The sequence below is a fragment of the Mycolicibacterium iranicum genome, from assembly GCF_002101705.1.
GTDB lineage: Bacteria > Actinomycetota > Actinomycetes > Mycobacteriales > Mycobacteriaceae > Mycobacterium > Mycobacterium iranicum.
This window is the reverse complement of record NZ_LQPC01000067.1, coordinates 1-18,797: the sequence shown is the minus strand read 5'-3', so window position 1 is coordinate 18,797 and position 18,797 is coordinate 1. Positions and strand designations below refer to the sequence as shown.

17 protein-coding genes are annotated in these 18,797 nt (G+C 66.9%); 5 read left to right on the top strand and 12 right to left on the bottom strand.

The window, feature by feature from the left end:
* Positions 1–4 precede the first annotated feature (4 nt).
* The 4 genes from AWC12_RS28510 to AWC12_RS28495 all read right to left on the bottom strand — a co-directional run bounded on the left by AWC12_RS28510 (position 5) and on the right by AWC12_RS28495 (position 4,482).
* Positions 5–958, bottom strand: coding sequence for a fumarylacetoacetate hydrolase family protein (locus AWC12_RS28510; RefSeq protein WP_085178252.1), 954 nt, complete (start codon positions 956–958; stop codon positions 5–7).
* Between the two features lie 110 nt (positions 959–1,068).
* Positions 1,069–2,391 (bottom strand): PucR family transcriptional regulator, encoded by a 1,323-nt coding sequence (locus AWC12_RS28505; protein WP_085178251.1) that lies wholly within the window; start codon positions 2,389–2,391, stop codon positions 1,069–1,071.
* Positions 2,384–3,676 carry a cytochrome P450 gene (locus AWC12_RS28500; protein WP_085178250.1) on the bottom strand — a complete coding sequence of 431 codons (1,293 nt, stop codon included), beginning with the start codon at positions 3,674–3,676 and terminating at the stop codon, positions 2,384–2,386. Before AWC12_RS28500 ends, AWC12_RS28505 begins: the two co-directional genes overlap by 8 nt.
* Before the next feature lie 86 nt (positions 3,677–3,762).
* Entirely contained in the window at positions 3,763–4,482 is a 720-nt protein-coding gene (locus tag AWC12_RS28495) for a helix-turn-helix domain-containing protein (protein WP_085178249.1), read from the bottom strand.
* Positions 4,483–4,604: 122 nt separating this feature from the next.
* On the opposite strand from AWC12_RS28495, the gene AWC12_RS28490 reads away from it, so the two are divergent.
* A complete protein-coding gene (locus tag AWC12_RS28490; protein ID WP_024449183.1) occupies positions 4,605–5,399 on the top strand; it encodes an SDR family NAD(P)-dependent oxidoreductase in 795 nt (264 codons plus the stop codon).
* Between the two features lie 56 nt (positions 5,400–5,455).
* Complete coding sequence (locus tag AWC12_RS28485; protein ID WP_085178248.1) at positions 5,456–6,445, top strand: SDR family oxidoreductase; 990 nt, start codon at positions 5,456–5,458, stop codon at positions 6,443–6,445.
* A gap of 22 nt (positions 6,446–6,467) precedes the next feature.
* On the opposite strand, the gene AWC12_RS28480 is transcribed toward AWC12_RS28485, so the two are convergent.
* Positions 6,468–7,052, bottom strand: a complete 585-nt coding sequence (locus AWC12_RS28480) for an SDR family NAD(P)-dependent oxidoreductase (RefSeq protein ID WP_024449185.1) — start codon at positions 7,050–7,052, stop codon at positions 6,468–6,470.
* Between the two features lie 167 nt (positions 7,053–7,219).
* Here AWC12_RS28480 and AWC12_RS28475 point away from each other — a divergent pair, with 167 nt between their 5' ends.
* Positions 7,220–9,979, top strand: a complete 2,760-nt coding sequence (locus AWC12_RS28475; RefSeq protein ID WP_234814197.1) for an AAA family ATPase — start codon at positions 7,220–7,222, stop codon at positions 9,977–9,979.
* Here AWC12_RS28475 and AWC12_RS28470 read toward each other — a convergent pair.
* From AWC12_RS28470 to AWC12_RS28445, 6 genes are read right to left on the bottom strand one after another with little or no spacing between them, the layout of a single operon-like run.
* The gene (locus AWC12_RS28470) at positions 9,976–11,409 is read right to left on the bottom strand and encodes an ATP-binding protein (RefSeq protein WP_085178255.1); all 1,434 of its coding nucleotides are present in this window, start codon (positions 11,407–11,409) and stop codon (positions 9,976–9,978) included. The two genes, AWC12_RS28475 and AWC12_RS28470, sit on opposite strands and share 4 nt — an antisense overlap.
* Before the next feature lie 58 nt (positions 11,410–11,467).
* Positions 11,468–12,121 (bottom strand): nitroreductase, encoded by a 654-nt coding sequence (locus AWC12_RS28465; protein WP_165762868.1) that lies wholly within the window; start codon positions 12,119–12,121, stop codon positions 11,468–11,470.
* Between the two features lie 7 nt (positions 12,122–12,128).
* Complete coding sequence (locus AWC12_RS28460; RefSeq protein ID WP_024449189.1) at positions 12,129–12,851, bottom strand: SDR family NAD(P)-dependent oxidoreductase; 723 nt, start codon at positions 12,849–12,851, stop codon at positions 12,129–12,131.
* On the bottom strand, positions 12,848–13,588 hold the full coding sequence (locus AWC12_RS28455) for an SDR family oxidoreductase (protein WP_085178247.1): 741 nt from the start codon (positions 13,586–13,588) through the stop codon (positions 12,848–12,850). Before AWC12_RS28455 ends, AWC12_RS28460 begins: the two co-directional genes overlap by 4 nt.
* Complete coding sequence (locus tag AWC12_RS28450) at positions 13,585–13,998, bottom strand: cupin domain-containing protein (RefSeq protein ID WP_085178246.1); 414 nt, start codon at positions 13,996–13,998, stop codon at positions 13,585–13,587. The genes AWC12_RS28455 and AWC12_RS28450 overlap by 4 nt, the downstream gene beginning before the upstream one ends.
* On the bottom strand, positions 13,991–15,157 hold the full coding sequence (locus tag AWC12_RS28445) for an NAD(P)/FAD-dependent oxidoreductase (protein ID WP_085178245.1): 1,167 nt from the start codon (positions 15,155–15,157) through the stop codon (positions 13,991–13,993). Before AWC12_RS28445 ends, AWC12_RS28450 begins: the two co-directional genes overlap by 8 nt.
* A 171-nt stretch (positions 15,158–15,328) precedes the next feature.
* On the opposite strand from AWC12_RS28445, the gene AWC12_RS28440 reads away from it, so the two are divergent.
* On the top strand, positions 15,329–16,276 hold the full coding sequence (locus AWC12_RS28440) for an alpha/beta hydrolase (RefSeq protein WP_085178244.1): 948 nt from the start codon (positions 15,329–15,331) through the stop codon (positions 16,274–16,276).
* A gap of 42 nt (positions 16,277–16,318) precedes the next feature.
* Complete coding sequence (locus AWC12_RS28435) at positions 16,319–17,344, top strand: NAD-dependent epimerase/dehydratase family protein (RefSeq protein ID WP_085178243.1); 1,026 nt, start codon at positions 16,319–16,321, stop codon at positions 17,342–17,344.
* Positions 17,345–17,349: 5 nt separating this feature from the next.
* Here the strand turns inward: AWC12_RS28435 and AWC12_RS28430 are convergent, their stop codons facing one another.
* Positions 17,350–18,711, bottom strand: a complete 1,362-nt coding sequence (locus AWC12_RS28430; RefSeq protein WP_024449195.1) for an FAD-binding oxidoreductase — start codon at positions 18,709–18,711, stop codon at positions 17,350–17,352.
* Between the last annotated feature and the right edge of the window lie 86 nt (positions 18,712–18,797).

Sequence of the window (18,797 nt, the reverse complement as noted above, 5' to 3'; positions counted from 1 at the left end):
CCCTTCAGCGATCGGTGATGGTGGTGCGCTGTGTGCCCAGGTCGAGTGTTCCGGCGGCGTTGCGGATCGACGCCGTCACGACGTCACCGGGACGCAGATAGGGCTTGCGCTGGTTCATCTTCACGAAGGCCGCCCACAGTTTGTGTTCGGGCAGCAGCGCCGTGGCGAGCCGGCGGACCACGGCGGGTGGCGATCCCGCAACGATGCCGTGCGGTGTGCCAGTCAACAGGACGTCACCAGGATCGGAGTTGCAGAATTCGCTCATCTCCGTGAGTGTTTCGGCCGGTTTGTAGAGCATGTTCGCGGTGTTGTCGCTTTGTCGCAGTGACCCGTTGACCTCCAGTCGCAGCTCCAGATCGTCGAGCAACGGGAAATCGTCGGGCTCGAGGACCGCGAGCACCGGCCCTAGCGGACAGAATCCGCGATAGCTCTTGCCTTTCAGGAATTGTCCTTGCGGCAGCTGGACGTCACGGGCCGAGAGGTCGTTGGCGACGGTCACGCCGAAGACGTACTCGGGCAGGTTCTCGGCGGTAACGGTGACGGGCGCGTCTACCTTGGCGCGCAGCACCAGCGCGAGTTCGATCTCGTAGTCGAGAAGTGTGACGTGCGCCGGGCGGGTGACAGGGTCGCACGGTCCGGTGACGGCCGCATCGGTCTTGTCGAAGAACAAGTTGAATTCGCGTGCGTCCGGGTCCATTCCAGATTCGATGGCGTGCTGACGGTAGTTGGCGCCCTGGCACATCACCCGGCACGGAACGGTAACGGGGGAGAGAACATCGACGTCGGCCAGCCCGATGTCCCCAGGGCGCGCTGCAGCCGAGGTCCAGTCGGGCCGGCCGCGGTCGATCAGGTCCGCGGTGCGCGGATAGTCTCCGCTCAGGGGCGAGATGCGCTCACCGGTGAGGACGCCCCACGACGCGCGTTCGGTGTGCGCGTATCGAACGAGGTGGACGACCATCGACGACTCCCGATCTGCCGGTCGCTCGACCGGCTCGATGCCAAGTCAACAGCGAGGCAGACCTCTGACACCTGGCCTCGCGTCCAAGATCGCACCGCCCGCGTCAGACCTCAGTCCAAGGAGTGCGACGCCGGTCCCAGTACCACGTCACCGAGCTCGTCCACGAGGGCAAGCGCTGCGTGCAACTGCAGGCGGCGAACCGTCGCGGGCCGGCCGCGCAGCTGCTCGGCGCGTTGGACGCGGTAGGCGACGGTGTTCCTGGCGACCTGCAGATGGGCCGCGGCGCCGGCAAGGCTTCTGTCCCGGTCGAGGTAGCACTTGAGGGTCTCACGTACGGTTCTGACTGCCTCGGCGCTGCCCGCGAGGTCCCCTAGTTCGCGCGCGACGAACTCCCGGGCGGCGGCCAGGTCGGTGCTGAGCATCGCCACGATGTCCAGGTCCTCATACCGGTATACGCGGGCCTGACGCGTCGACATCGAGCCGAGCCTGGCCACTTCGGCTGCGCGTTGGTGGGTTTGGCGGAAGCCGTCTGTTCCTGCGCCCGCTGTCCCGATCGCGAGACGAATGCCCGGCGGCGGGGAAGCCAGGGGCGTCACGGCGTCGGGGGGTGTCGTCGTCCGTGAACCCCAGGCCCACACCCGCTGTGCACCGACGGGAAGGACGAGCGTCGACGCGCACCCTGCCGCGGCGAGCGTCTCCGCCGCAACAGCCCTCAGCTGCGCCGGTTCTGCGGGTTCCGCCGCTCCGGTCCAGACGATGATCCCGAGGTGCCAGCGGTTCAGGTCGTAGCCGAGCACCCGAACGGCCCGGTCGGTGGGCACCGGGTTTCCCGCCAGCACGTCCTCCACGATCTGCATGCGGAGCGCCACTGAACTCGCCAACCATTCCTCGTGGGCACGCGTGTACTCCTCGGCCATGCGGGTGGTGAGGATGTCGACGATGCCGAACAGCACCTCGTTGATGCGCCGCATCTCGGAAAACCGCTCCGCCTCCGGCACGAGACGTTCGGCTGCGTCGAGCAAGAACGCGACCGCTGTGGAGTGCGCGAGATGGATGCTCCGCAGCATGTGTTCGATACCGATGCCGCGCGCGACCACTTCCATTGGACCCGCAAGGATCTCGGGCATCTTCGCGAACGCCACGTCATCGTCGAGGGCGACCAGGGACAACGCACCCAGCGCGACAGCTTCGCACCCCCTGGCGACCTCATCTGCGACGACATCCACCGCCAGCTCGGGTATTGCGGCGGTGACGCGCGACGCCATTAACGCACCCAGTTCGACGGCCCAGCCGGCGGGGCCGGGGCCCAACGCCTCGGCGAGCTGCTGAGCTCGTTCCGGCAGTGCGGAGGTATCCGGAAACGGTTGCAGCGCTTGCGGTTCGAGTGCGGCGAACCAAGGCTTGATTCGCGGCGGCGGGTCTGCGCTAACCAAGGTCGACCGGCAGGGTCGCCCATCCACGCAGGACGCGGGTGTCCCGTCGACGGCCGCCAGCGGCCAGGGTCGGGTCCGGGTAGCGATCGAAGAACGTGCGTAGGCCGACCGCACCCTCCGATCTGGCGAGTGCCGCACCCAGACAGAAGTGCCGGCCCCCTGAGAACGACAGGTGCCGTCCGGCGTTGTCGCGGGTCACGTCGAAGGCGTGGGGGTTCGGGAAGACGTCGGGGTCACGGTTGGCGCCGGCCAGATACAGCACGACCGAGTCGCCCGCCCGGATCGTGTGTCCCGCAATCTCGTTGTCCGCCAGGGCAATGCGCGCCGTGAGCTGCACTGGTGATTCCAGCCGCAGGATCTCCTCGACGGCGTTGGGCCATACTTCGGGCTGTTCGCGCAGCACGTCGAGTTGATCTGGGTGGCGGAGCAACAGCTCGATCCCGTTACCGAGCAGGTTGACCGTGGTCTCGAAACCCGCGGCCAGCACCAGACCTGCAGTGGCGAGCAGCTCGGAGTCGTCGAGGCGGGTGCCGTCGTCGTTGGCCTCGATCAGCTGGCTCATCAGATCGTCTCCCGGCGAGGCCCTCAACTCTCGAATGTGCTGTGTCAACCACTCCGTGAAGCTGTGAAGACCTTCCTCGACGCGAAGGAACTGGGGCCAGGACAGTCCGATGTCCAGGCTCGGGGCTGCGAGCTCGCCGTACTGCAGGATCTTGGGCCGGTCATGTTCGGGCACTCCGAGAATGTCGCCGATCACCGTCACCGGCAGCTGCGAGCAGTATCGGTCGACGATGTCCACGACGCCGGATTCGCCGTCGAGATCTTTGATCAGCTCGGCCGCTGTCGACTCGATGCGCTCCTGCAGCGCCGCCACCGCCCGAGCGGTGAAGACCGAGGAGACGGTCTTGCGGTAGCGGGTGTGGTCGGGCGGCTCTACTGACAGCAGCGACGGTGGCAGAAGCGGATGCATGCGGTCGCGGGCGCGCAAGCGTTCCTCGATCCGGCCGAGCAGCGACGGCAGGGAGTTGCCGCTCGTCGTCACGGCGAAATCATCGGAGCGGAGTACCTGATGTACCACGGCGTGATCGGCTGTCAGCCAGGCCGCGCGGGCGCGGGCGAGCCTCCCGTGGCTTCGGATCTCGTCGGAGAACTCGCCGGGGTTGGCGCGGGCGGCGGGATCCGCGATAAGCCGGCCCTGCAGATCGCCTCGGCGGGCCCCGACCGTGGTGAGTGCGCGGATCACGCCGTGCAAAGTCAACCAGTGCAGGCGCTGCCGAACGGTCATGCCGCCAGAGTAGAGGCAACGGTCGCCAACTACTTGGATCACAGTCCAAGGGCAGCCCCTCAGAGGATGGTTGTCGAACCAAGACGTCAGGCGGCCGACACCGTGAGATGGAGGCGATAGACGATCCGCAGAGCTTGTGCTGGCTCACCGCCGTCGAACACGGCGGCATGGATTCCCCGCATCGCGCCGGTGAGAGCGTGAGCTGCTGCGGGCACATCGGTGTCGGGGTCGATCGCCGCGCATGCAGCGCAGCGGGCCAGAAGCTGCTCGATGCCGTGTTCGAAGCTGTCGTGCCACCGCTGAGAAAAGCATTCTGAGCGCGGAACTCCGAGGTCGCGGAACAGGACGTGCGCCGATGGAGTGGCGTAGATCGCTTCGGCGGACAGGCCAAGGAAGATGCTCAACTGCTGGAGCGGGTCCTCCGGCCACTGGGCGCCCCGGAACTGGTGCTGCATGGCGTCGACGAGGACCATGGCCGCGTTGTCGATCGCTGCTCGGAACAGTTCGCGCTTGCTCTCGAAGTGATGAAAGGCCGTCCGCAGCGCGACACCGGAGTGCCGGGCAACGTCTTCGACAGTGATCTGGCTGTAGTCCTGATCGCGGAGAAGCTCCTGAGTGGCGACCATCAAGCGCAGGTCGGTGGGGGCGGAATCGGTGCCACGGGCGGAGGCGGCGTTGATCCATCGGTGCACGGTGGACGGATGTACGCCGATCTCTTGTGCAACGGTCGCCACTGGGTGTCCGCTGAGCACTCGTTCGACAGCCGCCTGCCGTGCGGCGATTCCGCGAGTTGACCTACCGGCCATCCGCCGATCGTACGACCAGCGCTTCTTGCATTTATTGCATTTCAAGTGCAATAGTCGCACTTGTGGGCATGTGCCCTGCGGGGCAGTCCCATCGGGCTGCCGCTATTGAAGGGAGGCGCACGGTGAGCAACGACGACCGGACGGCCCGCGCGCTGGTGACGGGCGCCAGCTCCGGAATCGGGGAGGCATTCGCCAAGGCGCTCGCCGCGCGCGGTTGTGACCTGGTGCTGGTGGCCCGCCGCCGGGATCGGCTCGACGACCTGGCGAAACAACTGGAGCGCGCATACGGAATCGACTGCACCACAGTTTCTTTGGATCTCTCGGAGCCGGATCCAGGGGCCCGGCTGCGGGCACTCGTCGACGGTGACGTCGACCTACTGATCAACAGCGCCGGGTTCGCCACCCAGGGCCCATTCATCGAGGGCGACGCGCACGACTTCGCCCGCGTTCTGGCCGTCGACGTCGCAGCTGTCGTGGATCTGTGCCGGACGTTCCTCCCGGAGATGGTTCGGCGACGTCGCGGAGCCATCATGAACGTGTCCAGCACGACGGCGTATCAACCGGTTCCTAGTCTGGCGGTTTACGCTGCGGCCAAAGCGTTCGTACTCAGTTTCAGTCAGTCCCTGTGGTATGAAGCCCGACAACACGGCGTTACGGTGTTCTCTTTCGCGCCAGGTCCGACGCACACCGAGTTCTTCGACGTCATCGGTGACAACGCCACTGCCGTCGGCCGCATGCAGTCAGCTGACCAGGTCGCGGCAGCCGGCCTGCGAGCGCTCGACCGGCGATTCACGCCGCCCTCCGCGGTCTCGGGAGTCGGCAACGCGATCACCGCGGCACTGGCGCGGCTCGTCCCACGTCGTGTGCTGATGCCGGCGCTCGCCCGATCACTGCGACCTGTCGACACCAAACGTTGATCCAACGCGTAACTCATTGCGCAACAGCCGTTTCCATCTCAAGATAGGAGCTCACCATGATTCTGGTCACCAGCGCAGCCGGTGGCGTCGGACGTCCACTGGTCCGACAGCTCGTCGCCGACGGGCATCCCGTGCGGGCGTTCGTGAAGAACGACGAGCAAGCGCGACGGTCGCGAGCGGACGGGGCTACCGAGACGGTGATCGGTGATCTGAGGCGACCGGGTGATCTGGAGAATGCGCTGCGCGGAGCCCGGCAGACATACCATGCCGCGCCGACCCAGCTGATCGACGAACGGCCTGTGGCCGAACGACTGATCGCGGCGGCCGCAGCGGAGGAGCTCGAGCATGTCGTGTTCCATTCAGTCATTCACCCCGACATCGCCGAACTCCCGCACCATCGGCAGAAGCTCGAGGTCGAAGGACTCCTGCGCGACTCGGATCTGCCTGTGACAGTGCTGCGCCCGTCGCATTACATGCAGAACGTTCTGGACTTCTGGGCCTTCTTCAGCTCCGGGCTGCTCCCGTACCCCACCTCACCGCAGAGCCGCATGGGTGTCGTCGACGTGGAGGACATCGCCACCGCCGCGGCCACCGTCTTGACGAACCCCGACGGGCACATAGGCAAGACCTACGACCTGTCGACGGTGGAACTCACCCGCCACGACATGGCGCGCATCTGGAGCCGGGTGCTTGGCCACCCCATGACCGCCGTCCGAATCCCCCCGCAGGCGCTCAAGAATCCGCTGCTGGCCGTCGCGCCGTTCGGTTCTGCCATCGTCACATCATTGCTGTCGACCAGGTTGCGTTCCCTTCCCGACATCGTTCGGGGATTGCGCGAGGCGCCGAACACTCGGGGATTCCAGAGCTGGTCGCAGGACGCGAAAGATACCTACGTCCAGATGATGACCTACTACGACACGCACGGACTCCCCGCCGGCGACTTCGGCGACCTACCGAAGTTGTTGCCGCGGAACCCAATCGGTTACGAGCAGTTCGCCCGTCGCGCCGCAGCGGAGCGCGGGGTTACCGCACGCGCAGGCAGGTGAAAACCCACTCAGTTAGTGCACGTCACATGATGCTGGCCCCGCCGTCGACATGCAGTGTGGCGCCGGTGATGAAGCTCGCCCGACTCGAGGCGAGAAAGGTGATCGCCTCGGCGATGTCAACAGGTGTACCGACCCGTCCCAGCGGATTCCGCCGGCTGGCGGTCACCACGGTGTTGACGCGGATACCAGCGGAGCCGAACTCTGCTGCCCAGGTACGGGTGAGCGCGGCGACGGCACCTGTCGTCCCGGACGCCACGTTGACGATCGCTCCGCCGCCGTGGCGGATCATGCAGGGAGCGATGGCGGCCACCAGGAAGTACAGACCGGCCAACGCGTCAACGTCCACGACGTCAGCGTTGTTGACCAGGATGTCGACCGGCACCTGTCGGGCGAGGTGGTCGACGGATTCCAGGTCGGCCAGGTCAGCGGCGATGAAGCGGGCACCGGGACCGAGTTCGTTGACGGCGGCCCGTCCCGCGGCCGCCTCTTTGCCGCTGACGATGAGCTGAGCACCGGCCTGTTTGAGCAGGCGTGCGGTGACCCGTCCCAGGTCCGAGGTGCCCTCGGTCACCAGAGCCGTACGTCCCGAGGCCTCCGATGTGCTCACAATCTGCCCTCCCTTTGGTGGGATTCGACAACAGTGGCAGTCGGGGCACCGGCAGGGACCACGGAAAACCCGTAGTCCGCTGGTAGCCCTGCATCCGTCGTGCTGACGTGACAGGATTTGCCAATAACCGCGGCCGGGGGCGTGGGCTGCACCGGCGTTCCAGACAGGTGGTCATCTCGATCGTGACGGCGATCCACGACCGAAACAGTGGGGTGTTACCGGGCCGCACCGCCGAATGCCTGGCGCTGCGTGAGTTGTTGGACGCTCTGCGCTCCGGGCGCAGCGAAGTGCGAGTGCTGCTGGGTGAGGCCGGTATAGGGAAGACGGCGCTGCTGACGTTTCTTCGCGATTCCGCCGCGGATTGCACCGTGTTGGCCGCGGTAGGAGTCGAGTCCGACATGGAGTTGGCGTTCGCCGGCCTGCAGCAGTTGTGCGCCCCGGTGATGGATCACCGGCTGGGTTTGCCGCAACCGCAGCGGGAGTCGTTGGAGCGGGCCTTCGGGCTCAGCGATACCGGCGCCGCCCCGAACAGGTTCCTGGTCGGGTTGGCGGTGCTCGGGTTACTCGCGGCTGCCGCGGCGGACCGACCCGTGGTGTGTGTCGTCGACGATGTGCAATGGCTGGACCAGGTGTCGGCGCAGACGCTGTTCTTCGTCGCGCGCCGTCTGCAGGCCGAGTCCGTGGGTTTGGTATTCGCGTCGCGTACCCCGATCGACGGCACCGCGGGGTTGCCTACCCTCATGGTGGACGGGCTCGACGACGGTGACGCGCGCAGGTTGTTGGAGTCGGCCTTCCCCGGCCGACTGGATGCGGCGATCCTGGACCGGATCGTCGCCGAGGCGCGGGGAAACCCGTTGGCGCTGTTGGAGACTCCGAAGGACATCACCGCCCTGCACACGGGTACCGTCAGAGCCGGCATCGAAGAGCACTACCGCGCCCTGATCGCCGATCTGCCCGACGACGCCCGAATGCTGCTGCTCGTCGCGGCCGCCGAACCGGTGGGAGACCCAGCCCTGCTGTCGCGTGCGCTGGCGTATCTGGACCTCAAACCTGCCGCGATGACACCCGCGTACGACCTCGGTCTGATCGCGGTCGACACCAGGGTGCAGTTCCACCACCCGCTGGCACGATCGGTGGCGTACCGCTGTGCCACCGCCGATCAGCGGCGGCTCGCGCACGCGGCGCTGGCGGCGGTCACCGACCCCGCTGTCGATCCGGACCGGCGGGCGTGGCACCGCGCGCTGGCCGCCGACTCCCTCGACGAGCAGGTGGCACTCGACCTGGAGAGCTCCGCAGGCCGGGCGCTGCAGCGCGGCGGAACAGCCTCTGCCGCAGCCTTTCTGACGCGCGCGGTGGAGTTGACGCCCGACCCGGGCCTGCGCGCTGGCCGCGCCCTGGCCGCCGCCGAGGCCCACCGCGAGATCGCATCGTTCGACAGCGCGCGCCGCCTGTTGGCCACCGCGGCACTGGGGCCGCTGACTGACCTGCAACGAGCCCGGTCCGCGCAACTACGGACCCGACTGGCCTTCGCCTCTGCACGCGCCGACGGTGACCCCGACGCGCTGGTGGCCGCCGTGTCGCAGTTCACGGCGGTAGCGGGTCAGTTGATGGCGCTCGACACCACGCTGGCCACCGAGGCGTACCTGGAGGCGCTCAGCGCGGCGATGTACGTCGGGCGCATCGGAGACAGTTTGGCCGCCGAGGTCGCCGTCACCGCGCGCGCCGCGCTGGCGAAACTGCAGCCGACAACTCCGCTGGAACTCGTGACCCATGCGTTGGCTCACCGGTTGGCCGTGGGTGCCGTCGAGGCGATGCCGGCCATGCGCCGCGCGCTTGACGCGCTGAAGGAGTCCACCAGAGATTCCGGCCAAGGATGGTTTTGGCGGGCATTCCCGCTCGTTCACGATTGCCTGATCCATGAGACATGGGATGACGGCTGGCGTGACGTCTCTGCGCACGCGGTGCAGTTGGCCACCGACAGCGGGGCGCTGGCAATGCTGCCGTCGGCGCTGTTGTCGCGGGCCGGTGCAGCAGTGGAGAACGGTGAATTGGCCACGGCCGGTGCGCTTGTCGCCGAGGCCAACGAGCTGGCGATCGCCATCGACTACGCCCCGTTGAAGTACCACAGGATCATCGTGGCCGCCTGGCGGGGTGATGAAGCCGAGGTCACCCGATTGGCGAGCGCAGCCCTGGCGTCGGGCCGGGCCCGTGGTGAGGGCCGGATGATCGGGCTGGCGCACTACGCCACCGTCGTGCTCAATGTCGGGCTGGGCCGCTACGCCGACGCCCTGGCAGCTGCCCGTAATGGCTGTGACTACGACGACCTCGGATTCTTTCCCGAGCTGTTGGCCGAGATGGTCGAGGCCGGTGTGCGCGGCGAGGACCGTGGGCTGGCTGAACAGGCCTTCGGTCGCCTGCGGGACCGGACGCGGGTGGCCGGAACACCGCGTGCCCTGGGCTCGCTGACCCGCTCGCATGCCTTGTTGAGCAGTGGAGCGGAGGCCGAGGCGCTGTACCTGGAATCGATCGGCCACTTCGAAGCGACCTCGCAGCGCATTCACCTGGCCCGGGGCCACCTGCTCTACGGGGAATGGTTGCGCCGTAACGGTCCTGCCACCGCCGCCCGCGAGCCGCTGCGCTTCGCCCACCAGGAGTTCGCCCAAATGGGGTCAATAGCATTCGCCGAACGAGCGCGACGAGAGCTACAGGCTGCCGGCCAGAAAACGCGTAAGCAGCCCATGGGCGCCGGCGACGCGTTGAGCCCGCAGGAGCGTCAGATCGCGGAGCTGGCCGGCCAGGGCCTGACCAATCAGGAAATCGCCGGCCAGCTGTTCATCAGTGCGCACACTGTGGAGTGGCATCTGCGGAAAGTGTTCACCAAGCTTGAGATTCGATCACGGCGGCAACTGCGGCAGAAGTTCCCCTAACTGCCCGGGGCGGGTGCTTCCAGGGGGAGGCAGACGATGAACCGGGTGTCGCCAGGGGTTGATTGGACCGAGATGCGGCCGCGGTGCCGCTCCACGACGATGCGCCACGCCAGATCGAGTCCCAGCCCGGGGCCTTCCCCGACGGGCTTGGTGGTGAAAAACGGGGTGAAGATGCGGTCGATGATGTCGTCGGGAATGCCGGGTCCGTCATCGCAGATCTCCACCCGGATCATCGAGTCGTTCTCTCGTCGGGTGCGCACGGTCAGCGTGCCGCGGCCGTTCATCGCGTACAGGGCGTTGTCGATCAGATGGGTCCACACCTGATTGAGATCGGCGGGATAGCAGTGCAATTCGGGCAGGGTCTGGTCGAGGTCCTTGACCAGGGTGACCGGATGACCCATCATGGCGATCTTGTCGCCGAACATCAGCACGGTGCTACGCAGCATCTCGTGGACGTCGATGCACTGGTACGGGCCGCGATCCATCTGAGAGTAGGGTTTGGCGCCGTTGACCACCGCGGTGATGCGGGCGCCGGCCTCGGCGATCTCCCGGATACGCATCTCGCTGTCGATGAACTGTTTGAGCCAGCTGATGGCGCACTCCAGGCACTCTGGTGCGACGGCCGCCGCGACGCGGTCCAGCCAGCTGACGTCCAGACCGGCCTCCACCAGTGTGGGGGCGTAGCGCCAGCTGTCGTCGATGCCGTGCTCGCCAAACCAGTCGTCGATCGCGTCTTCGCGATCTGCGGCCTCCAGCGGCGAGAGTGTTTCTGCTGCAGTGCTTCCGGTGATGTCGGCCTGCAGCGCAAGCAGGGCCGGCAGCGCGTCCGGGTCGGTCACCGCCAGGACACTCAGATTGCGGTGCGACTCGGCCAAGCTGTCGCGCAGGTCGGCAACGGCCCGGACCGTGGCCGCAGCGGGGTTGTTCAGTTGATGGGTGAGTCCGGCTGTCAGGGTGGCCAGGGCATGCTGCTTCTCTTGCAGGCCCAGGAGCTGTCGCTGGCGCAGCCCGCCGATCGCGGTGCTCTCCAGTAGGTGCACCGCGACGGGCCACACCGTCTGCATGAACCGAGCGAAGAAGTCGGCGGCCACCACGAACAGCCGCGACCGCCGTGTCACCCGCACGGTGACGTCGTAGACGGTGGCGCAGCCGGAGATCGCGCCGAAGTAGGTACCGCGCTCGGATGTACGGTGTAATTCGACGTCCTGGGCTCCCGAGCGCTTCGTCGTCACCACGTCGCCGCCGTCGAGGAATACGTAAAACGATTGCGCCAATCCGCCTTCCCGGCACACCGGCCCTACGTCGACGGTGGTGATGATGCCGTTAGAGCCCAGAGCGTCGAGTTGCTCGTCGGTGAGGAACTCGAAGAGAAACACCGTACGCAACTCGTCCTTGAGGCTCTGCGACGCAACGCAGCGGCCCGGGTCCAGGAGCTCGCGCCACCCTGCCACGGGTTGGCCGGTGCGCAGTGGCGGCTGCACGTCCACGTCAGTCCTCGAGAAACACAACGTTCGCGGTCACCGGGTTGCGTGGCGTGTTGATGCTGTTGGCCGGAAATGCCGGGTCGGCGTAGCCGATGCAGATTCCGCACAGCACGGTGAGGTCGTCGGGAATGTCGAGTTGCTCGCGCACCACGTCCGGGTAGAGGGCGGTGGATACCTGGACACAGCTGTCGAGGCCCCGTTCGGTCAACGCCAGCAGCAGGGTCTGCAGGAACATGCCCACCCCGATGGCGTCGGGCAGCCCCAGATCGCGGTGCATACAGACGATCCCGGCCACCGGGGCGTGGAAGAAATCCCAGTTGCGCAGCTGCGCGGTCCAGCGGCCCTCGCTGTCGTCGCGAGCCACGCCCATGGCGCCGTACAGCAGGGCGCCGAGCTCGCGGCGCAGATGGCTGTGCGAGTCGGGCAGACCGAGATTCGGGGGCGGGGTGGTGCGCACCTGCTTGGCCAAGGCAGCGCCGAGACGTTCCCGGCGAGCGCCCGAGGTCAGGAAAACCCGCCAGGGTTGGACATTGGAATTCGAGGGTGCGCGCATGGCCAAAGTCAGCGCTTCCTGCAGCAACTCCTGCGGTACGGGCTTGTCCGGCAGAAACATTCGGGAGGAGTGCCGACGAAGCACCACGTCGTCGAAGTCCATCATTCTCCTTTCAGACGGCAGTGCCGCCGCCGTCGACGTGCAGGGTGGTTCCGGTGATGAAGCTGGCGCGCGGCGAGACCAGAAAGTAGATGGCCTCGGCGATCTCGCTGGGGTCTGCGGTCCGCCCGAGCGGTAGTGCGCGGCCGAGTTCGTCGTTGGTTTCCCCCCATTCGGCCACGACGCCCTCGGTGGCGGTCGGGCCTGGCGCGACGTTGTTGACCCGAATGTTGTGCGGACCGAACTCGACTGCCCACGTCCGGGTCAACTGCTCGACCGCTGCTTTGGATGCGCTGTACACCGACGCGCCGGGAACACCTTTGGACGCCACCATGGAGGTGACGTTCACGATGGCCCCGCCGCCGCGTTGGATCATGGTGGGCGCCGTCTCGGCCACCAGGAAGTAGAGCCCTCGGACATTGGCGGCGAAGGTGTGTCCGAACTCGTTCTCGTCCTGGTCGACGGTCAAGCTGGCAGGGAAGCGGGCGGCGTTGTTGACCAGGATGTCGAGCTCGTACTTCTTGGCCAGCCGTTCCACACCGGCTGGGTCGGCCATGTCGACAGCGACGAATTGCGCTGTCGGGCCAAGCTTTTCCTGAGCCTGCTGGCCGCGCTGGGGGTTGCGGCCGGTGATGATCACCGAGGCGCCCCCGTCCACCAGTCGCTGGGCTGTCGCAAAGCCGATACCGGCGGTCCCGCCGGTGACCAGGGCGGTGCACCCGGCAAGTTCGGTCACCGGTCCAGCCACTCCGAGAGACGCGTGGTACCCAGCTCGGCGCCATCACCGGTCACCAGGCTGTTCTGCTGTACCGGGACACCGAAATAGGTGGCCTGCGGATCGACAGTGACGGGTAGGTCCTTACCCTGAGCGGCGAAGACGGCGCGGGCCAGGTCGGCGAACGACATCTTCTCCGGCCCGCCGAAGTTGAGAACATCGTTGCGCGGCGCTTCGTTCGCCACCCTGGCTACGACGCCTGCGACCTCGGCGGCTGCGACGGGCTGGATCAGGGCATCCGGGGCGCGCACTTCGCCGTCGACAATCATTGAATCTGTGATGCCCCCGGTGAATTCGTGGAACTGGGTGGCGCGCACGATGGTGTACGGCACGCCGGAGTCGGCCACCAATTGTTCCTGGAGATGCTTGCCGTGGAGGTAGCCGTCGGCCTCGATGCTGCCGACACCGACGATCGACAACACCACGTAGTGCCGCACATCGGCCTTCTTGGCTTCCGCGAGCAGAGTGGTGGCCGTGGCGGTGAAGAACTCCAGTGCAGGGCCGGGTTCCAGGGTGGGGGAGTTGAGCACGTCGACAACCACGTCGGCGCCCTCGAAAACAGCGCCCACACCGTCTCCGCTGACAGCGTCGACGCCGGAGGACCGAGATGCGGCATTGACGTCATGTCCTGCGGCACTGAGTAATTCGACAACCTGGGTGCCGATCAGGCCGGTAGCGCCCACCACGGTGATCTTCATGACTGTCCCTTCTGAAATCGGCGGTCCTTGCGTTGTTCGAGTTCTGCGCCGTCGACGATGACGAACATGTGGACGCCCGGCTGACAGAGCATGGTCACCAGGAAACGTAGCGGGATGTCCTCGCGATTGTTGCCGTCCGAGTAGTGGATGACGTCGCCGCCCGGTTCCCAGAACGCCTCGCCGGCCTTGATGACCCGCGGTGCCTCTCCTTCGAGCTCGAAGAGCATCTCTCCCTCGAGGACGTACCCGAAACACGGCCCACCGGGATGACGATGCGGCGGTGCGCCTTTGTCTCCCGGGCCCCATTCGATGATCGCGGTCATGGCGTCCGCGCCCTCGGGGATGTGGGGCGGTTTGACCGATTGAATGACGGTCATCGCCGTCATGAGCTTCTCCATGACGTCAGACATCGACTGTTCCTCTCTTCAGATTCTTCTGCCGCTTACCGCCTTTGGGCCAGAAATAGCTACCCGGTTTGCGGGCCTCCTTGGCGAGGAAGGACACCGTGCCCTTGCACACAGATTCCTTGATGGTGGCGGCGAGTCGACCGCCGAGGTGCAACGGCAGCGCTTCGTCGTTGAAGTGCGACATCTGGATGGTGCCTGCGTGGCGGCCCAGGCTGATGCACTGGCCCACCGAGGCCGGGTTCAGGTTCTCGGGATCGTTCCCGTCGAGTCGCGCCAGGACGGTGTCGGCGGCGTGGGAGGCCAGGGGCATGGCGAGTTGGCAGCTCATCCGCAGCGGCTGTGCCGACGGTGAGGCCGCGTCTCCGGCGGCGATGATCGTGGGATCGTCGACGCTGGTGAGAGTTTCGTCGGTGAGCAGCCGGCCCAGCCGGTCGGTGCTCATGCCGCTGTCGGCGGCCAGTGTGGGGACCCCGAAACCCGCGGTCCACACGGTGGCCGCACTCGGCAGTTCTTTACCGTTGCGCAACGTGATTCGGTCCGACCGAATTTGCGTGACGGTTTCGTTGTCGACGACGGTGACGCCGAGCTTCGCCAGGCGCTTGGCCACCGAGCGGCGGCCGCCCTTGGTCAGCGAGGGGCCCAGCGCACCGGTGACCAAGGTGACGTTGCGGCCGGCTTCGGCGAACTCGGAGGCGGCTTCAATACCCGTCAGACCGCCGCCGACCACCACGATCGGCGCCTGCATCGGAATGTCGGCCAGGCGGGCGGCCAGCCGCTGCGCGGCCTCCAGTTCGCCCAGCGGATAGGCGAATTCAGCGGCACCGGGTACCGCGGCCGGGACCGGGGCGGTGCTTCCGACGGCATAGATCAAGTAGTCGTAGTCAAGGGTGGCGCCAGAGGCCAGCCGCAGCGAGTGAGCGGCGACGTCGATGCGCTCGGCGCTGTCGACCACCAATGTCACCGAGTCGGCCAGCACCGTCGAATAGTCCTCGATGGCGTCGTCGTTACCGGCGACCAACTGGTGCAACCGGATTCGTTCGACGAACTGCGGCCGCGGGTTGACCAGGGTGACGTCGATGTCGGGGCGTTGGCGCAGCCGGTTGGCGGCCAGGACACCGGCGTATCCCCCGCCCACGACCACGACACGGGTGGTGGTGCTCATCGGTTTCTCCTCACACCTACGACGCTGCCACCCGGGAGACTGGTCAGGGACCACGGAAAACCCGTAGTCCACGATCCGTGCGCGCCACGCTCGGTAGTCACGGGCTGCATCGGCCAAGGACTACGGGTTTTCCGTGGTCCCTGACACGCGCCGCGTTGGGAGGCTGCCGGTATGAGTGATCACGTGCTGGAAGCGGCGGCCCAGGAGTTCGCCGATGCGACCGCCAAGCCACCCTTCCTCTATGAGCTGGGCCCTCAAGGTGCTCGCAAGGTACTCGACGATGTGCAGGCTGCTCCGATCGACAAGCTCGATGTCGACGAGCTGTGGGTCACGGTGCCCTGCGATCACGGCGATGTGGCCGTACGGATCGTGACGCCGCCCGCCGCGCATCGTCCGCTGCCAGTGGTTCTCTACATCCACGGCGGGGGCTGGGTGCTGGGCAATGCGGCGACCCATGACCGCCTCGTGCGCGAGTTGGCGGTCGGTGCCCACGCGGCAGTGGCGTTTGTGGAGTACGACCGCTCACCGGAGGCGCGGTACCCGGTGGCGATCGAGCAGGCCTATGCCACCGCCCAGTGGATCACCGAGCGCGGCGCCAGCGAGGGGTTGGACGCCGCGCGGATGGCTGTGGCCGGTGATTCAGTGGGCGGTGACATGGCCGCTGCGGTGGCGATCATGGCCAAACAGCGCGGCGACGTCACCTTCGTCCACCAGTCGCTGTACTACCCGGTGACCGACGCCGGCCAGGACACCAGCAGCTACCGAGAGTTCGCCGAGGGCCCGTTTCTCACAGCAAAGGCAATGGCGTGGTTCTGGGACTGCTACCTACCCGACGCGGCGACGCGCTCGGAGATCACCGCCTCGCCGCTGCGCGCCACTGTCGACGACCTGCGGGACTTGCCGCCGGCGCTGGTGATCGTCGACGAGAACGACGTCCTGCGCGACGAGGGTGAGGCGTACGCCCGGAAACTCACTGCGGCCGGCGTACGCACCACCAGCGTCCGGTTCAACGGCATCATCCACGATTTCATGATGCTCAACCCTCTGCGCGCGACCGCGGCAACCACCGCCGCGGTCGAACTGGCGGTCCACACACTGCGGAAAGCCTTCGAGAAATGACACAACCGATGACGTCGCCCCGACCACATCTCCTCAACGCGGATGAGTGACAAGTCCTTGGTGCTGGTAACCGGTGCCGCCGGCTACGTCGGCAGCCACGTCGTCAGTCAGCTGCTCCGCCGCCGTTACCCTGTGCGCGCCGCCCTGCGCAGCCGAGCCCGCGCCCAGGAACTCTCCGAAACCGTTGCCGGGCAGGGGCTGGACCCGAGACTGATCGAGATAGTGCTCGCCGACCTCACCGCTGACGACGGGTGGGCGGAGGCGGTCGCCGGAGTCGCAGACGTACTGCACATCGCCTCACCGTTTCCTGCCGAGGCTCCCGAGAACGACGACGAGATCATCATCCCCGCGCGCGAAGGCGCCCTTCGGGTCCTGCGTCACGCCCGCGATGCGGGGTGCCGCCGGGTCGTCATGACGTCCTCGTTCGCCGCCGTGGGGTACTCCGACAAAGCGGGCGAGCACTGGACCGAGGACGACTGGACCGACCCGGACGACGACAACACCGCCTATATCCGGTCCAAGGCCATTGCCGAGCGCGCCGCATGGGACTTCATCGATGCGCAGGGCGGCGGGCTCGACCTGACGACCTTGGTGCCGGTGGGCATTTTCGGCCCCACTCTCGGCCCGCATCTTTCCACGTCGGTGAAGTTCATCCAGTCGATGCTCGCCGGTGCCCTCGATCGGGTTGCTCCGCAGTACTTCGGCGTCGTCGACGTGCGCGACGTCGCTACCGCCCACCTGCAGGCGCTGGAGACTGCCGGCGCCGCCGGCGAACGCATGCTGCTGACTGCCGACGGACCTGCGGAGAGCTTTCTCGGGATCGCACGCATCCTGCGCGAGGGGCTGGGGGCCGCCGCATCGAAGGTTCCCACCAGCGAGTACAGCGAAGCCGAAGTCCGCGAACTCGCTCGGACAGCTCCGGCGTTGCGCGAGGCGGTGTCTCGACTCGGTCGGCGCCCGCAGATCAGCAATGCCAAGGCCAAGGCCGTACTGGGCTGGACGCCCCGACCGGTCAGCGAGACCATTCTCGATACCGCGCAGTCGCTGATCGCCAAGAACCTGGTGTGAAGGACTCAGATCGCCGCGCCGGGATTGAGGATGCCGTCGGGGTCTAGGGCAGCTTTGATGCGGCGGTTGAGTTCCATCGCTTCAGGTCCGAGTTGCCCGGCGAGCCACGGCCGCTTCAACCTGCCGACACCGTGCTCGCCGGTGATGGTGCCACCGAGTCCCACCGCCAGATCCATGATCTCGCCGAACGCCTGCTGCGCGCGCTGTTCCATCGCGGCGTCCGCCGGATCGAACACGATCAGCGGGTGGGTGTTTCCGTCGCCGGCGTGGGCAATGACCGAGATCGTCAGGTCGCGCTCGGCGGCGATCTTCTCCACCCCGCTGACCAGGTCGGCCAGCGCGGGCAGCGGGACGCCCACGTCCTCCAGCAGTAGCGAACCCTTGGCCTCCACGGCGGGAATCGCGAAGCGTCGCGCCGCGACGAACGCCTCACCCTCGTCGGGATCGGACGTCGAAAAGACCTCCTTGGCACCGTGTTTGGTGAATACCTCGGCCATGAATTCGGCGTCCGACGCGCCGGAGGGCCCACGGTCGTCGCTTGCCGCGACCATCATCGCCCCGGCTTCGCGGTCCAATCCCATCTTGAGCTTGTCCTCGACGGCGTTGATCGCCGCAGAGTCCATGAACTCGAGCATCGAGGGTCGGATCTTGCCGGTGATGGTGACCACCGCCGCGGCCGCGTCCTCGACCGAGTCGAAGGTGGCGACGACGGTGCAGGCGGGATTCTGGGCAGGCAGCAGCTTCACCGTGACCTCGGTGACGACCCCGAGTGTCCCTTCGCTGCCGACGAAGAGCTTCGTCAGCGACAAGCCGGCGACATCCTTCAGGCGCGGCCCGCCGAGCCGCACCGCGGTGCCGTCAGCCAGCACCACTTGAAGTCCGAGCACGTAATCGGTTGTCACGCCGTATTTCACGCAGCACAGACCGCCGGCGTTGGTGGCGACGTTGCCGCCGATACTGCAGATCTCGAACGAGGACGGGTCCGGCGGATACCAGAGGCCGTACTCGGCGACGGCCTTCTTGACCTCCGCGTTGAGCAGCCCGGGCTGGACGACCGCGGTGCGGGTGACCGGGTCCACGGTGATGTCGCGCATCTTCTCAGTGCTGAGCACGATGCTGCCGTCGAGCGCCGTTGCGCCGCCGGACAATCCGGTGCCCATCCCGCGCGGCACCACGGCCACCCGGTGGGTGCTGGCCCAACGCAGGACCGTCTGGACTTCTTCGGTGCGCTGCGGCCGGACGACGGCCAGCGGGACACCTGCACTGGGATCGGCGGCGCGATCCTGCCGGTAGGACTCGAGAATGTCGGGATCGGTCACGACCGTGCCCTCGGGGAGGTCGGCGATCAGGCTGCCCAGCGCATGCATAGCGCCAGTTGCCGACGGTCACGTAATTCCCCAGGGGCTGCCGTCACGTAATTCCTCATGTTCGGGCCCTGCTGTGGCGAGGATAG

Excerpts from the sequence above, each read along its gene's own strand:
- AWC12_RS28510 (WP_085178252.1), bottom strand. The coding sequence starts at position 958 with ATGGTCGTCCACCTCGTTCGATACGCGCACACCGAACGCGCGTCGTGG.
- AWC12_RS28500 (WP_085178250.1), bottom strand. The coding sequence starts at position 3,676 with ATGACCGTTCGGCAGCGCCTGCACTGGTTGACTTTGCACGGCGTGATC.
- AWC12_RS28495 (WP_085178249.1), bottom strand. The coding sequence starts at position 4,482 with ATGGCCGGTAGGTCAACTCGCGGAATCGCCGCACGGCAGGCGGCTGTC.
- AWC12_RS28485 (WP_085178248.1), top strand. The coding sequence starts at position 5,456 with ATGATTCTGGTCACCAGCGCAGCCGGTGGCGTCGGACGTCCACTGGTC.
- AWC12_RS28465 (WP_165762868.1), bottom strand. The coding sequence starts at position 12,121 with ATGATGGACTTCGACGACGTGGTGCTTCGTCGGCACTCCTCCCGAATG.
- AWC12_RS28455 (WP_085178247.1), bottom strand. The coding sequence starts at position 13,588 with ATGAAGATCACCGTGGTGGGCGCTACCGGCCTGATCGGCACCCAGGTT.
- AWC12_RS28450 (WP_085178246.1), bottom strand. The coding sequence starts at position 13,998 with ATGTCTGACGTCATGGAGAAGCTCATGACGGCGATGACCGTCATTCAA.
- AWC12_RS28445 (WP_085178245.1), bottom strand. The coding sequence starts at position 15,157 with ATGAGCACCACCACCCGTGTCGTGGTCGTGGGCGGGGGATACGCCGGT.
- AWC12_RS28440 (WP_085178244.1), top strand. The coding sequence starts at position 15,329 with ATGAGTGATCACGTGCTGGAAGCGGCGGCCCAGGAGTTCGCCGATGCG.
- AWC12_RS28435 (WP_085178243.1), top strand. The coding sequence starts at position 16,319 with ATGAGTGACAAGTCCTTGGTGCTGGTAACCGGTGCCGCCGGCTACGTC.
- AWC12_RS28430 (WP_024449195.1), bottom strand. The coding sequence starts at position 18,711 with ATGCATGCGCTGGGCAGCCTGATCGCCGACCTCCCCGAGGGCACGGTC.